Source organism: Microbacterium sp. NPDC089320 (assembly GCF_040684875.1).
Classification (GTDB): domain Bacteria; phylum Actinomycetota; class Actinomycetes; order Actinomycetales; family Microbacteriaceae; genus Microbacterium.
This window is the reverse complement of the sequence record NZ_JBFBGY010000002.1, coordinates 497,330-511,708: the sequence shown is the minus strand read 5'-3', so window position 1 is coordinate 511,708 and position 14,379 is coordinate 497,330. Positions and strand designations below refer to the sequence as shown.

Annotated in this window: 12 protein-coding genes and 1 tRNA gene; 10 read left to right on the top strand and 3 right to left on the bottom strand. The window is 68.3% G+C overall.

The window, feature by feature from the left end; translation table 11 throughout:
* Positions 1 to 5 precede the first annotated feature (5 nt).
* The 9 genes from AB0N61_RS07035 (at position 6) to AB0N61_RS06995 (ending at position 9,590) form a co-directional block, all read left to right on the top strand.
* Positions 6 to 1,541: an MFS transporter gene (locus tag AB0N61_RS07035; protein WP_363362714.1), complete on the top strand. Its 1,536-nt coding sequence runs from the start codon at positions 6 to 8 to the stop codon at positions 1,539 to 1,541.
* Between the two features lie 75 nt (positions 1,542 to 1,616).
* Positions 1,617 to 2,660 (top strand): 3-isopropylmalate dehydrogenase, encoded by a 1,044-nt coding sequence (locus tag AB0N61_RS07030; RefSeq protein ID WP_363362713.1) that lies wholly within the window; start codon positions 1,617 to 1,619, stop codon positions 2,658 to 2,660.
* Positions 2,661 to 2,722: 62 nt separating this feature from the next.
* Positions 2,723 to 3,823: a branched-chain amino acid aminotransferase gene (locus tag AB0N61_RS07025; protein ID WP_363362712.1), complete on the top strand. Its 1,101-nt coding sequence runs from the start codon at positions 2,723 to 2,725 to the stop codon at positions 3,821 to 3,823.
* 80 nt (positions 3,824 to 3,903) lie between these two features.
* A complete protein-coding gene (locus tag AB0N61_RS07020; protein ID WP_363362710.1) occupies positions 3,904 to 4,680 on the top strand; it encodes a fumarylacetoacetate hydrolase family protein in 777 nt (258 codons plus the stop codon).
* On the top strand, positions 4,677 to 5,933 hold the full coding sequence (locus tag AB0N61_RS07015) for an MFS transporter (protein ID WP_363362708.1): 1,257 nt from the start codon (positions 4,677 to 4,679) through the stop codon (positions 5,931 to 5,933). Before AB0N61_RS07020 ends, AB0N61_RS07015 begins: the two co-directional genes overlap by 4 nt.
* A complete protein-coding gene (locus AB0N61_RS07010; RefSeq protein WP_363362706.1) occupies positions 5,930 to 6,724 on the top strand; it encodes a class I SAM-dependent methyltransferase in 795 nt (264 codons plus the stop codon). The genes AB0N61_RS07015 and AB0N61_RS07010 overlap by 4 nt, the downstream gene beginning before the upstream one ends.
* 12 nt (positions 6,725 to 6,736) lie before the next feature.
* Positions 6,737 to 8,242: a glutamate--tRNA ligase gene (gltX, locus tag AB0N61_RS07005; RefSeq protein WP_363362705.1), complete on the top strand. Its 1,506-nt coding sequence runs from the start codon at positions 6,737 to 6,739 to the stop codon at positions 8,240 to 8,242.
* Between the two features lie 148 nt (positions 8,243 to 8,390).
* Positions 8,391 to 8,462: transfer RNA gene (locus AB0N61_RS07000), tRNA-Gln, on the top strand.
* A 168-nt stretch (positions 8,463 to 8,630) separates the two neighbouring features.
* Positions 8,631 to 9,590 carry a DNA topoisomerase IB gene (locus AB0N61_RS06995; RefSeq protein ID WP_363362703.1) on the top strand — a complete coding sequence of 320 codons (960 nt, stop codon included), beginning with the start codon at positions 8,631 to 8,633 and terminating at the stop codon, positions 9,588 to 9,590.
* 6 nt (positions 9,591 to 9,596) lie between these two features.
* Here the strand turns inward: AB0N61_RS06995 and AB0N61_RS06990 are convergent, their stop codons facing one another.
* Both AB0N61_RS06990 and AB0N61_RS06985 read right to left on the bottom strand, forming a co-directional pair.
* A complete protein-coding gene (locus AB0N61_RS06990) occupies positions 9,597 to 10,454 on the bottom strand; it encodes a 3-hydroxyacyl-CoA dehydrogenase (RefSeq protein WP_363362702.1) in 858 nt (285 codons plus the stop codon).
* Between the two features lie 35 nt (positions 10,455 to 10,489).
* A complete protein-coding gene (locus tag AB0N61_RS06985) occupies positions 10,490 to 10,936 on the bottom strand; it encodes an ArsR family transcriptional regulator (protein WP_363362700.1) in 447 nt (148 codons plus the stop codon).
* Between the two features lie 82 nt (positions 10,937 to 11,018).
* On the opposite strand from AB0N61_RS06985, the gene pepN reads away from it, so the two are divergent.
* Complete coding sequence (gene pepN / locus AB0N61_RS06980; RefSeq protein ID WP_363362699.1) at positions 11,019 to 13,502, top strand: aminopeptidase N; 2,484 nt, start codon at positions 11,019 to 11,021, stop codon at positions 13,500 to 13,502.
* Here pepN and AB0N61_RS06975 read toward each other — a convergent pair.
* Positions 13,499 to 14,377 (bottom strand): aminoglycoside phosphotransferase family protein, encoded by an 879-nt coding sequence (locus tag AB0N61_RS06975; protein WP_363362696.1) that lies wholly within the window; start codon positions 14,375 to 14,377, stop codon positions 13,499 to 13,501. The genes pepN and AB0N61_RS06975 overlap by 4 nt on opposite strands.
* Positions 14,378 to 14,379: the final 2 nt, after the last annotated feature.

Genomic DNA, 14,379 nt, shown 5'->3' with positions numbered 1-14,379 from the left:
GTTCCATGACCCGTACTGCGTCGATCCCGACGACAGAGACGGATGCCCCCCGCGTCGGCGCCCGTGGCTGGGCGGCACTCGTCGTCCTCATGCTGCCGGTGCTGCTGGTGTCGGTCGACAACACGGTGCTGAGCTTCGCGCTCCCCGAGATCTCCATCGCCCTCGCTCCCACCGGGGCGGAGCAGCTGTGGATCATCGATGTGTATCCGCTCGTGCTCGCCGGTCTGCTCGTGACCATGGGGACGCTCGGAGATCGCTTCGGTCGCCGTCGGATGCTCCTGATCGGTGCCACGGGCTTCGCCGCGGTGTCGGCACTCGCCGCCTTCGCCCCCACAGCGGGACTCCTCATCGCCGCTCGAGCACTGCTCGGCTTCTTCGGAGCGATGCTGATGCCGTCCACGCTCTCGCTGCTGCGCTCGATCTTCACGAACCGCGACCAACGACGTCTCGCGATCGCTGTCTGGGCGTCGGCGTTCTCCGCGGGTTCGGCCCTCGGGCCCATCGTCGGCGGCTTCCTGCTCGAGCACTTCGACTGGGGCGCAGTCTTCCTCGTCGCGGTGCCGGTCCTGATCCCGCTCCTCATCGCCGCACCGCTGCTCGTTCCCGAGAGCCGCGACCCCCACCCCGGGCGCATCGATGTCGTCAGCATCCTGCTCTCGATGGCCGCGATGATCCCGGTCGTCTATGCGATCAAGTCGCTCGCCGTCGACGGCCCCAGCCTCACCGCGGGTGCATGGGCGCTGCTCGGGGTCGTCATGGGGTATCTCTTCGTGCGCAGGCAGCTCGCAGCCGAGGTTCCGATGCTCGACATGCAGCTGTTCCGCCGTGGTTCCTTCTCGGGGGCGATCCTGGTCAACCTGCTCAGTGTCGTGGCGCTCGTGGGCTTCCTCTACTTCGTGTCCCAGCACCTGCAGCTCGTCCTCGGTCTCTCGCCGATGATGGCCGGCGCAGCGCTCGTCCCCGGCATGGCGGCGATGATCGTCGCCGGGCTCTCGGTCGTGCCGATCTCGCGGCGGGTGCGCCCGCACGTGCTCGTGCCGGCCGGCCTGGCGTTCTCGGTGGCCGGCTACCTTCTGGTGGCGTTCACCACGGTGGACCACGGCGTCGCACCGCTGATCATCGCGTTCGTGGTGCTGGGCATCGGCATCGGCGCGGCAGAGACGATATCCAACGAGCTGATCCTCTCCAGTGCTCCGGCAGAGAAGGCAGGGGCGGCCAGCGCCGTGTCCGAGACCGCATACGAGCTGGGAGCGGTGCTCGGCACTGCCGTGCTCGGCGGTCTGATCACCGCGTTCTACCGCGGGGCGATGGTGATCCCGGCCGGTATCCCCGCGGAGGCGGCGCATGCCGCGAAGGAGACGCTTGCCGGTGCGTACACCGCGGCGAAGGATCTTCCCGCGCAGCTCGGAGATGCGCTGTGGGATGCGGCATCCGCCGCCTTCGGATCGGGCGTCCTGGTGACCTCGCTGATCGGCGCGGGGCTGGTGGTCGTCGCCGGGGTGATCGCCGCCGTCACACTGCGCAAGGCGCCCTCGCACTGACCAGTACGCTGGGAGGACCGGCCCGCTCGGCATGCGCCCGAGTGTCGGCCGGTCCATCCCGATACAAGGAGTGTCATGTCGCGTGTCGTGAAGCTGGCCGTCATCCCCGGTGACGGAATCGGCCCAGAGGTCGTCGCCGAGGCCGAGAAGGTGCTCGACGCGGTCACCGCCTCGAGCGGTGTGACATTCGACAAGACGCGCTTCTCTCTCGGTGCCGCCCGCTTCCTCGAGACGGGCGACACCCTCACGGACGACGATCTGCAGGCGATCTCCCAGCACGACGCGATTCTGCTGGGCGCCGTCGGCGGGACGCCGGGAGACCCCCGTCTCAAGGACGCGAACATCGAGCGCGGCCTGCTGCTGAAGCTCCGCTTCACGCTCGACCATTACGTGAACCTCCGTCCGTCGAAGCTCTACGCCGGGGCTGCCGGTCCGCTGGCGAACCCGGGCGAGATCGACTTCGTCGTGGTCCGCGAGGGCACCGAGGGGCCGTACGTCGGCAACGGCGGCGCCATTCGCACGGGCACACCGCACGAGGTCGCCAACGAGACCTCGGTCAACACCGCGTTCGGTGTCGAGCGGGTCGTGCGCTACGCATTCGATCTCGCGGAACGGCGTCGCAAGAAGGTCACGCTGGTTCACAAGACCAACGTGCTCGTGCACGCCGGCGCGATCTGGCAGCGGATCGTGAACGAGGTCGCGGCAGAGCATCCCGACGTGGCGGTAGACTACCTGCACGTCGATGCGGCGACGATCTTCCTCGTCACCCACCCCTCACGCTTCGACGTGATCGTCACCGACAACCTGTTCGGTGACATCCTCACAGACCTTGCGGGAGCCGTCACCGGCGGCATCGGACTCGCAGCCTCGGGCAACATCAATCCCGACGGCACCTTCCCGTCGATGTTCGAGCCCGTCCACGGCTCGGCGCCGGACATCGCGGGGCAGCAGAAGGCCGATCCGACTGCCGCGATCCTGTCGATCGCACTGCTGCTGGACCATCTCGGTCTCCCCGCGGAATCAGCTCGTGTGAGCGCCGCCGTCGAGGCCGACATCGCCGCCCGCTCGGGCGCACGCACGACCGCGGAGATCGGCTCCGCGATCACCGCGCTGCTCTGAGCGGCAGGCGTAGGCTGAAGCGGCGCGATGAGGCGCCCACCCACAAGGAACGGAATGAAGACATGACGACGATCGATGCAGAGACCGCCACGGCTCCGCTGGAGTTCGCTGTGACCAGGAACCTGACGGCGGCCTCGCCGTCGCGGGTCGCAGAGGTGCACGAGAATCCGGGGTTCGGTGTCGTGTTCACGGACCACATGGTCGACATCTGCTGGTCGGCCAAGGGTGGGTGGCATCGTCCGCGCGTGCAGCCCTACGGACCCATCCCGCTCGACCCCGCGGCGTCGGTCCTGCACTACGCCCAGGAGATCTTCGAGGGCATCAAGGCCTATCGTCACGCCGACGGCTCGATCCACACGTTCCGCCCCGACCGCAACGCCGCACGACTGCAGGCCAGTGCCCGTCGTCTCGCACTGCCCGAGCTGCCGACGGAGTACTTCATCCAGTCGCTGCGCGAGATCATCGCCGTCGATGGCCGTTGGGTTCCTTCGGGCGAGGACCAGAGTCTGTACCTGCGCCCGTTCATGTTCGCGAAGGAGGCCTTCCTCGGAGTCCGCGCGGCTCAGAAGGTCGCGTACTACGTGATCGCGAGCCCTGCAGGCGCCTACTTCACCGGGGGAGTGAAGCCGGTGCGCATCTGGCTCTCCGAGGACTACGCCCGCGCAGGCAAGGGCGGCACGGGCAAGGCGAAGACGGGCGGCAACTACGCGTCGAGCCTGCTCGCTCAGAGCGAGGCGAGCGCGAAGGGATGCGACCAGGTCGTGTTCCTCAACGAGGAGCGCAACGTCGAAGAGCTCGGCGGCATGAACGTCGTGTTCGTGTTCAAGGACGGCCGCGTGGTGACCCCTGAATCCGACAGCATCCTCGAGGGGATCACGCGCGATTCGCTGCTGCAGCTCGCCGAAGACCGCGGATACACGGTCGAGAAGCGCCCCATCTCCATCGACGAGTGGCGCGAGGGCGTGGCCTCCGGCGACATCGTCGAGGTCTTCGCGTGCGGAACCGCCGCAGTCGTGACGCCGATCGGCGCTCTGGTGGGCGAGGGCTTCGATGAGCCGCAGCCGCTCGGAGAGCTCGCGCTGTCGCTGCGCGAAGAGCTCACCGACATCCAGTACGGCCGCCGCGAGGACAAGCACGGGTGGCTGCTGCGGCTCGACGCCTGAGCACCTTCCCACCCTTCGGACCCCGCTGCGCCGCCGCGCAGCGGGGTCTCGTCGTTCACCGCGCTGGATAGGCTGGGGGCATGAAGATCGCCCGATTCAGCCATGACGACGCCATCCTCTTCGGGATCGTCGACGACACCGACCTCGTCGTCCTCTCGGGCGATCCGCTCTTCGCCGGATATGAGCCCACCGGAGACCGTGTGCCGATCGCCGATGCGGTGATCCTCGCTCCGGTGATCCCGCGCTCGAAGATCGTCTGCGTGGGCAAGAACTACCACGACCACGCCGCAGAGATGGGGGGAGTGGCCCCCGAGGAGCCGCTGCTGTTCCTCAAGCCCAACACGGCCGTCATCGGCCCGGGCGACGCGATCGTGCGTCCCTCGATCTCGCAGCAGACGGAGTACGAGGGCGAGCTCGCCGTCGTGATCGGGCGGGTCGCGAAGAACGTGACGGCGGCGGATGCCCTCGACCACGTGCTCGGCTACACGATCGCCAACGATGTCACCGCGCGTGACCTCCAGCGCAAAGACGGCCAGTGGACGCGGGCGAAGGGGTTCGATACGTTCTGCCCTCTCGGCCCGACCATCAGCACGGACTTCGACCCCTCGGTCGCGACGATCGAGACTCGCGTCAACGGCGAGGTGCGGCAGAAGGCGCCGCTCACCGACATGATCCATTCGGTCGCGGCGATCATCGAGCACGCCTCGGCCGCGTTCACCCTGCTTCCGGGCGACGTCATCCTCACCGGCACTCCTGCCGGTGTGGGGGAGTTCGTCGCCGGAGACACCGTCGAGGTCGAGATCACGGGACTGGGTATTCTGCGCAACACCGTGCGCGACGCCGTGCGCGCATCATGACCGTCGCCGCCCTCACCCCTGCCCAGCAGGTGGCGGTGCAGCGGCGAACCGTGCTCGTCCTCTCAACGGGCCAGGTGCTGGGTGGCATCGCCTTCGGGGCGACCGTGTCTCTCGGTGCGCTGCTCGCGGCGGACATCTCGGGCAGCGATGCGCTGTCGGGGCTCGCGACGGCATCCGTCACTCTGGGCGCCGCGGTGTGCGCGATCCCGCTCGCGCGCCTGGCAGCGACGATGGGCCGGCGTCGAGCCCTCACGCTGGGCAACCTCTTCGCACTCGTCGGTATCGCGGTGGTGATCCTTGCGGCGTCCCTGCGGGTGTTCCCGCTGCTGCTCATTGGCATCCTGATGATCGGCGCCGGCAATGCGGGCAACCTGCAGTCGCGGTTCGCCGCAACCGACCTCGCCGCCCCTGAGCATCGCGGAAGGGACCTCTCGATCGTGGTCTGGGCGACCACCATCGGCGGAGTCGCAGGCCCCCTGCTGCTCGGACCCGGTGAGATCGTCGGGGCAGCCATCGGGATGCCGCCGCAGACCGGTTCCTACGCCTTCTCATTCGTCGCTCAGTGTGTGGCCCTCATCCTCTACCTCGTGGCGCTCCGGCCCGATCCTCTTCTCGCGGCTCAGCGGCTCGCCTCGGTGGCCGCGAAGGCGACGGGCGCTGTCATCACCGACCGACCTGTGATCGCGAGGTACGCGATGTTCGCGGTGGCGGGTTCGCACGTGGTCATGGCTTCCGTGATGGCGATGACCCCTGTCCATCTCGCCCATATGGCGCATGGCGCTCACGGTATGGCGCCCACCCCGGCCGACGTCTCGGGCCTCGTGGGCATCACGATCGCCCTGCACGTCGGAGGCATGTACGCCCTGTCGCCGGTCTTCGGCATCCTCGCCGACAGGTGGGGGCGGCTGCGCGTGGTGCTGCTGGGGCAGCTCCTTCTCGGCGGGGCCCTCGCCTTCGCCGTCTTCGCGAACGACCGGGAGTGGGGCGTGATCGTCGCCCTCATCCTGCTGGGACTCGGGTGGAGCGCGGCGACGGTCGCGGGGGCCGCGCTGTTGACCGAGTCGAGTTCCCCTGAGATCCGCACGCGCAGGCAGGGTCGCAGCGACTCTCTGATGAGTCTCTCCGCCGCGGCAGGCGCGGTGCTCGCGGGTGTCGTGCTCTCGAACTTCCAGTACGCCGGGCTCGGGATCGCCGCGTCGGTGATCGTCGTCGCGATCGTCGCGCTGTCGCCGCTCGGGCGCTATCGCCGATGAAGGACTGGGCGGGCACCGGTCGTGCGTACGCGGACTCCTACGCCTCGCTGTGCGTCGGGACGGCGGGGACGCTGCTCGGCGAGCTCGGAGCCCCCGGGAATCGGACGCTGCTCGACGTGGGTTCCGGCACGGGCATGGTCACCGCCGCGTTCGCCGATGCGGGCTGGGATGCGGTCGGATGCGAGCCCGAGTCGACGATGCGGGAGATCGCACTGCGGGAGCATCCCGCGATTCCGGTGCACGAGGGATCGCTGCCCTTGCTGCCTTTCTGCGAGGGGCAGTTCGACGTCGTCGTGGCGAATTTCGTGCTGAACCATGTCGCCGACCCCCGAGCATCCGCTGCGGAGCTCTTGCGCGTCTCCGCAGGTCTCGTGGCGGCGACGATCTGGACGAACTCGCCGACCTGGCTCTGGCGGGAGGTCTGCGAGCGGGCGGCGCTCATGCCCGCGGCAGGGGAACGACTGCCGCCGGAGAAGGACTTCGAGAGGACGGTCGACGGTTTCGCCACGATGCTCGGTGAGGCGGGCTGGGGCCTCGTGCGGGCAATCGAGTACACCTGGACCTGGTCGGCGGAGGAATCCGCGCTCTGGGCTTCTGCCGAAGGAGGCGTCGGGGGAGCGGGGCAGTTCTATCGTGAGCTCGACAGCACGGATCGCGCGTCGTTCCGCAGCGCGTTCGAGTCGGTGTGCCGAGAGCGCGCGATCGACGGTGCTCTTCCTCTCGAGCATTCCGCCGCCGTGGCGATCGGATCCAGGGCTGATGCCGCACGGCGCCGTGACACCGAGCCGTAGAATCGAGGAGATATGGCTACCCCGCACCCCCTCACCACGACCGCCAGTGGCGCTGACGTACGCGTCCGCTTCTGCCCCTCGCCCACCGGACTGCCGCACGTCGGCATGGTCCGCACGGCCCTCTTCAACTGGGCGTACGCACGCCATACCGGCGGGAAGATGGTGTTCCGCATCGAGGACACCGATGCCGCGCGCGACAGCGAGGAGAGCTTCCGTCAGCTCGTCGACGCCCTGACATGGCTCAAGATCGACTGGGACGAGGGCGTCGAGGTCGGCGGACCGCACGCGCCGTACCGCCAGTCCGAGCGACACGACATCTATCGCGGCGTGATCGACAAGCTCCTGGCGTCAGGCGCCCTGTACGAGAGCTTCTCCACGGCGGAGGAGATCGACGCCCGTAACGAGGCGGCCGGACGCGCGAAGCAGCTCGGCTACGACAATCACGACCGGGATCTCACGACCGAGCAGAAGGATGCCTTCCGTGCGGAGGGTCGCCAGCCGGCACTCCGGCTGCGCGTGCCGGACGAGGACCTCACCTACGTCGACCTGATCCGCGGTGAGGTGACCTTCCCCGCTGGTTCCTTCCCTGACTTCGTGGTCGTGCGTCCGAACGGGATTCCCCTCTACACCTTCGTGAATCCCGTCGACGATGCGCTGATGGGCATCACGCACGTTCTGCGCGGCGAGGATCTGATGCCGTCCACAGCTCGTCAGCTCGCGCTCTACGCGGCCCTGATCGACGCCGGCGTCACGACGTTCGTGCCGCGTTTCGCCCACATGCCGCTGGTGCTCGGCGAGACAGGCAACAAGAAGCTCTCCAAGCGCGACCCGCAGGCGGATCTGTTCCTGCATCGCGATCGCGGATTCATTCACGAGGGTCTGCTGAACTACCTCGCGCTGCTCGGGTGGTCGATCGGTCATGACCGCGATGTCTTCACGCTCGAGGAGTTCACCGAGGCGTTCGACATCGTCGACGTGAACCCGAACCCGGCACGATTCGACCAGAAGAAGGCCGAGTCGATCAACGGCGACCACATCCGCACGCTCGCCGAGAAGGACTTCGCCGAGAGGACGATCCCGTACCTCGCTGCTGCCGGCCTCTTCGACGAGCCGACACACGAGCAGCTCGTGCTCGCCTTCCGAGTCGCTCCGCTCGTGCAGGAGCGCGTGCAGCTCCTCGGCGACGTGCCCGGCATGGTCGGCTTCCTCTTCTCCGACGACGTCTCGTATGACGCCGACGCGCTCAAGGGGCTGCCCGCGAACGCCGGAGAGGTCCTCGACGCCTGCGTCGCGGCGCTCGAGCCGGTGACGGATTTCACCCCCGAGAAGATCCAGGAGGCGCTCGCGGAGGCGCTCGTCGAGGAGCTCGAGCTCAAGCCGCGGGTCGCCTACGGCCCTCCTCGTGTCGCGATCACCGGGCGACGCGTCTCGCCGCCGCTCTTCGAGTCCATGGAGCTCCTCGGCAAGGAGGAGTCTGTGCGGCGACTTCGGTCGCTGTCGGAGTTCCTGGCCGACTGAGGCGGCCCGATCGACGAGGGAGCGCGCCCGACGGGTGCGCTCCCTCGTCATTTCCACCGCGACGCGCCCGGATGCACGGGGGCGTTTTGGCAAACGGACCGCGGCTCGGGTAGGCTTGACTCTCGGTGCGAGGCTCCGGTTTCGCCCTTGGGGTATGGTGTAATTGGCAACACGACGGTTTCTGGTTCCGTTATTCTTGGTTCGAGTCCAGGTACCCCAGCAAGACGAAAACCCCCGCTCAGGCGGGGGTTTTGTCGTTCTCGGGTCGGTGCCGGGCAATTGTGTCGCCTAGCAGGTCGCGCCCCTGTCGCGCCATGCCCTTCACGGCCGTCGGCGGGTCGGGCAGCCTGATCCCAGATGGCCGGCGCGGCTGACAGGGAGGATGCGAATGGCGCTCACGAGAGTCGTCCCCGGCGAGACGCCAGGGATCAGCCGCGTACGATCAGGGTCCGGCTTCCGATACCTCGATGCCGGCAACACACCGGTCGCTGAGGCCGACCGGGAGCGGATTCGCGACCTCGCGATACCTCCCGCCTGGAAGGACGTGTGGATCGCCGCCGATCCGCTCGCCCACATCCAGGCGGTCGGCACCGACGATGCGGGCAGGCGCCAGTATCTCTACCATCCGCTCTGGCGCACCGGCAGGGATCAGCGGAAGTTCGCCCGGGCGCTCAAGCTGGCGGAGGCACTGCCCGCCGCACGGGCGAAGGTCACCCGGGCCATCGGTCAACCGGGACTGACGCGCGAGAGAGCCCTCGCGGTCTCGTTCCGGCTGCTGGATGACGCCGCACTGCGCATCGGCTCCGAGCGCTACCTCGTGAAGCACGGCAGCCGAGGTCTGAGCACGCTTCGGCGACGTGACGTGCGGATCGACGGCAGCACGGTCGCCCTCAGCTTTCCGGCGAAGAGCAAGCAGCTCGCCTCGATCGAGATCACCGATGAGGCTCTCGCCGAGGCCCTGTCGGAGTTCGCGGTCGGCTCCGCCAAGGCGCCACTGCTCGCCTACCGCAAGGGTCGTCGCAGGGTGCGCCTCACCTCCAGCGAGGTCAATGCCTATCTGCGTCAGGTCGCGGGGTCGTCGTTCACCGCGAAGGACTTCCGCACTCTGCACGGCACGATCCTCGCCGCGGATGCGCTCGCCCGCATCGGCCGCCTCGAGACGGCGAGCGAGCGACGGCGCGCCGAGCGCCTGGCCGTGCAGGCCACGGCCTCGGCGCTCGGCAACACCATCGCGGTCGCGCGGGGGAGCTACATCGACCCGCGCGTGTTCCGGCTCTACGCGCGCGGCCGCACTCTCGACCTCACGGTGTCGCCGGAGACCGCCATCCGCAAGCTCCTCGGGCGCTGAGGGGCTTCAGCTCTCCCGAGGGTAGGTGTAGAACCCTTCGCCAGTCGCGACGCCCAGCTTGCCCTTGTCGATGTACTGCTCCTTGAGCAGGTCCGCGAACCGCTGCTGCTTCTCGCCGCCCATCCGGGAGATGTTGTAGGCGGTCGTCAGACCGACGATGTCGTAGATCTCGAACGGTCCCGCCGGCGCACCGGTGCCGATCCGCCAGGTCGCATCGATGTCTTCCGGCTCGGCGATTCCGTCGACGAGCAGTTCGGCACCGGCCTGGAGGAAGGGTACGAGAAGCGAGTTCAGCAGGTACCCCGCCTTCTCCTTCTTGATCTGGATGGGGACCATGCCGATCTGGGTCGCGAACTCGACGACCGTCTCGTAGACGGCGGGGTCGGTCGCGGGGGTTCCCATGACCTCGGCGGTGTTGTGCGACCAGATCTCGTTCGCGAAGTGGAGCGCGAGGAACCGGTCGGGGCGACCCGTCGCCTCGGCGAGCGCGCTGGGCAGCAGCGTCGAGGAGTTGGTCGCGAAGATCGTGGTCGCGGGTGCGGCGTCGGCGAGGGTCCGGTAGATGCTCTGCTTCAGCTCGAGGTTCTCGGGAACGGCCTCGATGATGAGGTCGGCCGAGGCTGCGGCGTCGGCGAGGTCGGCGGTGAGCCGGATGCGTTCGATCGCCGCATGGGCGGCGCCGTCTGCGGCGTTCTCCACGCCGTCGGCGACATAGCGCGACGCAAGGCCCTCGAACCGTTCCGCCGCGCGGTCGAGCGCCGCCTGATCGATGTCGTACGCGACGACGTCGAAACCGTGGAAGGCGGTCTGGAACGCGATCTGCGATCCGAGAACGCCGGTGCCGAGAACAGTGATGTTCTTCATTTCTCTTCTTCCTCTGATGGCCTCGTGGGCCGTGGTCAGGCTGGTTCGTCGCCTCTGTCGAAGCGCCGGAGGTCGTGTGCGAAGCGCTGCACCTCGGCATCCGTCCACTGCGAGAGGTGGGCGTCGATCACGTTCTGCAGCGAGCGCAGCGTGCCACGGAAGGCATCCTCGCCCTCCGTGGTCAGCTCAAGCGGGCGGCCTCGCCCGGAACTCGACGGGGTCTCCTGGACCAGGCCGAGAGACATGAGTGCAGAGAGCTGGCGCGAGACGGTCGACCGGTTCAGTCGGAACATCCGCGCGATGTCTGTCGAGCGGATCCCGGGCTGCTCGGCGATCGCCATCACGATGGACTGATCGGTCATCGACAGGGTCGGCTCGCCGGCGCGGGCGTCGACGAGGCCACGGCGCGTGATGGCGACGAGCGACTTCAGGACGGCCGCGCTGTCGACGCGGCGTCCGTCTGCGTCGGGCTCTTGTTGCATATGACAACTTTACGCCTTTCGTTGCATGATGCAACGTTGCGCCCGTCCGCTCTGCGAGAACGCAGATGAAAGGATGGGAGGCATGGACACAGCCAACCTCTCCCGGGAGGAGACCGCGGCGCGCTCCGCCGCCGTCTCCGTGAGCAGCATCCGCGTCGAGCTCGACCTCACCGGTGCCCCGGAGCGCGCACGAAGCGGGTTCTCCACGATCACCACTCTGGAGTTCACCGCGACGACGGACTCGACCTGGTTGGACTTCATCGGGGAGGACGTGGGCAGACTCGTCGTGAACGGCGTCGACCGTGAGGTGAACTACGACGGGTCCCGCATCGAGCTGCAGGACCTCGTCGACGTGAACGTGGTCCGCGTCGAGGCGACGGGCGCATACAGCCGATCCGGCGAAGGGCTCCACCGGTTCCACGACCCGGTCGACGACCGGACCTACCTCTACACGCAGTACGAGCCGGCTGACGCGCGACGCGTCATGGCGTGCTTCGAGCAACCAGACATGAAGGCCGCCTACACCTTCGTGATCGATGCCCCCGCGGGCTGGCAGGTGCTGTCGAACCAGGCTGCGGTCGCCGTCGACACCGGCCTCGGGGTGCAGCGTGTGGAGTTCGCTCCGACGCTCCCGATCTCGAGCTACATCACCTCCGTCGCCGCGGGCCCGTACGCTCGGGTCGACGGCGAGTGGCGGCGCGACGATCAGCACATAGCGCTGGGCGTCTTCGTGCGACAGTCGCTCGCGCAGTACCTGGAGTCGGATGAGATCCTCGAGATCACTCGCGAGGGCCTCGACTTCTTCACCGATGCGTTCGCCTACCCCTATCCCTGGGGCAAGTACGACCAGATCTTCGTCCCCGAGTACAACCTCGGCGCGATGGAGAACCCGGGGCTCGTCACCTTCACCGAGGCCTACCTCTCCCGAGGTGCCGCGACGGACGCCCAGCGGGCGGCGCGGGCGAACACGATCCTGCACGAGATGGCCCACATGTGGTTCGGAGACCTCGTGACCATGAAGTGGTGGGATGACCTGTGGCTCAAGGAGTCCTTCGCCGACTACATGGGATCCCACGCCTCCGCGGTGGCGACCCGCTTTCATGACGCCTGGGTGAAGTTCGCCGCCAACCGCAAAGCGTGGGCGTACCAGCAGGATCAGCTGCCCACGACGCATCCCATCGTCGCGGACATCCAGGACCTCGAGGCGGCGAAGCTGAACTTCGACGGCATCACCTACGCCAAGGGCGCCGCCGTGCTCAAGCAGCTCGTCGCGTTCGTCGGCGACGAGGCGTTCTTCGAGGGCGCACGCCGTTACTTTTCCGCCAACGCGTTCGGCAACACGACCCTCGACGACTTCCTCGTGCAGCTGAGTGCCGTCTCCGGGCGGGACATGACCGAGTGGTCGCACGCGTGGCTGCAGACCACCGGCGTCTCGACGCTGTGGCTCGAGCGGGACGCCGAGGGCGGCGCCGTCCTCGTGCAGACGGATTCCCGGCCGCATCGACTGCGCATCGGCCTCTACGACCACGTCGACGGCAGAGTCGTCCGCAGAGATCAGGTCTCGCTCGACATCCGGGAGGAGCGCACACCGGTCGTCCTCCCGCCCGCAGATCTCGTGCTGCTCAACGACGACGACCTCACCTACGCCAAGGTGCGTCTCGATGAGGCCTCCCTGACGACGGTGCAGGAATCGCTGTCGTCCATCGACGATCCTCTCGCGAGGGCCGTCATCTGGTCGTCACTGTGGAATGCCACTCGCGACGGCGAACTCACGGTCGACCGCTACGCCGAGATCGTGCGCGAGCATGCGCCGGGCGAGTCGAACATCGGTCTGCTGGTCGGCGTGCTCGCGAACGTCCTCTTCGCCATCCGCAACTACGCGAGCGACGATGCGCGGCCGCGTGAACTGACGGCGTGGGTGGAGACCGCGGGTGCCGCTCTTCAGGCATCCGACGCCGGCAGCGACGCGCAGCTCTCATGGGCGCGCGCGCTCGCCTCGGCGTCTGCCTTCGACGACACGCGTGCAGACCAGATCCGCGCGATCCTGCGGGGCGACGGCCCTGACGGGCTCACCGTCGATCCGGATCTGCGGTGGCAGCTGCTCACCGCCCTCGTCACCACGGGCCACGCGGATGCCGATGAGGTGGCTGCAGAGCTGGAGGCCGATGACACGGGCAGCGGGCGCACCGCCGCTCGTCGAGCCCTGAGCTCGCGCCCCGACCCCGAGGTCCGGGCTGCCGCGTGGGACACGGCGTGGAACGACGACTCACTCAGCAACGATCATCTCGACGCGGTGATCGGCGGATTCCGTGCCGGTGGACGCCGCGACCTCATCGAGAGGTTCGATGCGGAGTACTTCGAGAGGATCGGCGACGTCTGGGCGACGCGGAGCATCGAGTTGGCGCAGCGGCTGGTGGTCGGGCTCTTTCCGGCGTCGCCCACACTCGATGCCGTCGATGCGTGGCTCGCGGGCAACGGCGCGGCTCCCGCTGCGCTGCGCCGGATCGTGATCGAGCAGCGCGATCACCTGGCTCGGGCTCTGCGCGTTCGAGCAGCGCAGGGCTAGTCCTCATCGAGCGCGTCAGCCGTGCTCGCTCCTACGGCGAGGTACTCGGGGCGGTCGTCGCTCTGAGTCAGCAAGATCATGGCGATGTACGCCGCCCAGCCTCGGGCCCGGGTCCAGGTGGCCTCGTCGTAACGTTCCTTCGTCGCCCTCCGGAAGGCCTCGCGGCCAGCGGCGTCGAAGAGCATCCAGGACGAGGCGAGGTCGTAGGCGGGGTCGCCGACCGTCACGTCTCCGAAGTCGATGAGCGCGGTGAGAGCTCCGTCGGTCACCAGCAGGTTGCCCGGGTGGAGATCTCCATGGATCCAGACGTGCTCTGAGGCGAGCGATGCGTCGAGACCCGCGTTCCACGCGCCGCGAAGCGCCGTCCGGCGGTCGAGAGCCTGCAGGCGCGGTCGCATCGCGGCGTCGCGTGTGGACAGAGGACGTCCGCGCACCGGGTTGCGGGGAGCATCGACCGGGCCAGCCACGTGCAGAGCCCGCAGGGCGTCCGCGAGCCGGTCGACCCACCTCGCGTTGTCTGCGCGGGATGATCCGAGTGCCGTCGTGCCGGCGATCCACGGCACGACGGACCAGGGGTGCGGAAAGTGCTCGCTCGGTTCACCCGCCACCACGGGCACGGGAGCACGGATGCCGACGGCCTCGAGGGCCGGACCGATCGCGCGGAGCGCACGCTGTTCGTGGGTGATGAGCGGTACCGAGAGCTTGCGCCGAGGCAGCCGCACGGCGAGCTCGGAGCCGAGGCGCCAGATCGAGTTGTCCCAGCCGTCGGCGCACCGCGTGAGCGTCAGTGTGGCGAGGTCGGGGGCGGTTCCTCGGAGAAGGTCTCGCACGCCGTCTTCGTCGAGCGCATAGTCGGCGGGAGGGGAGTCCGCCACGG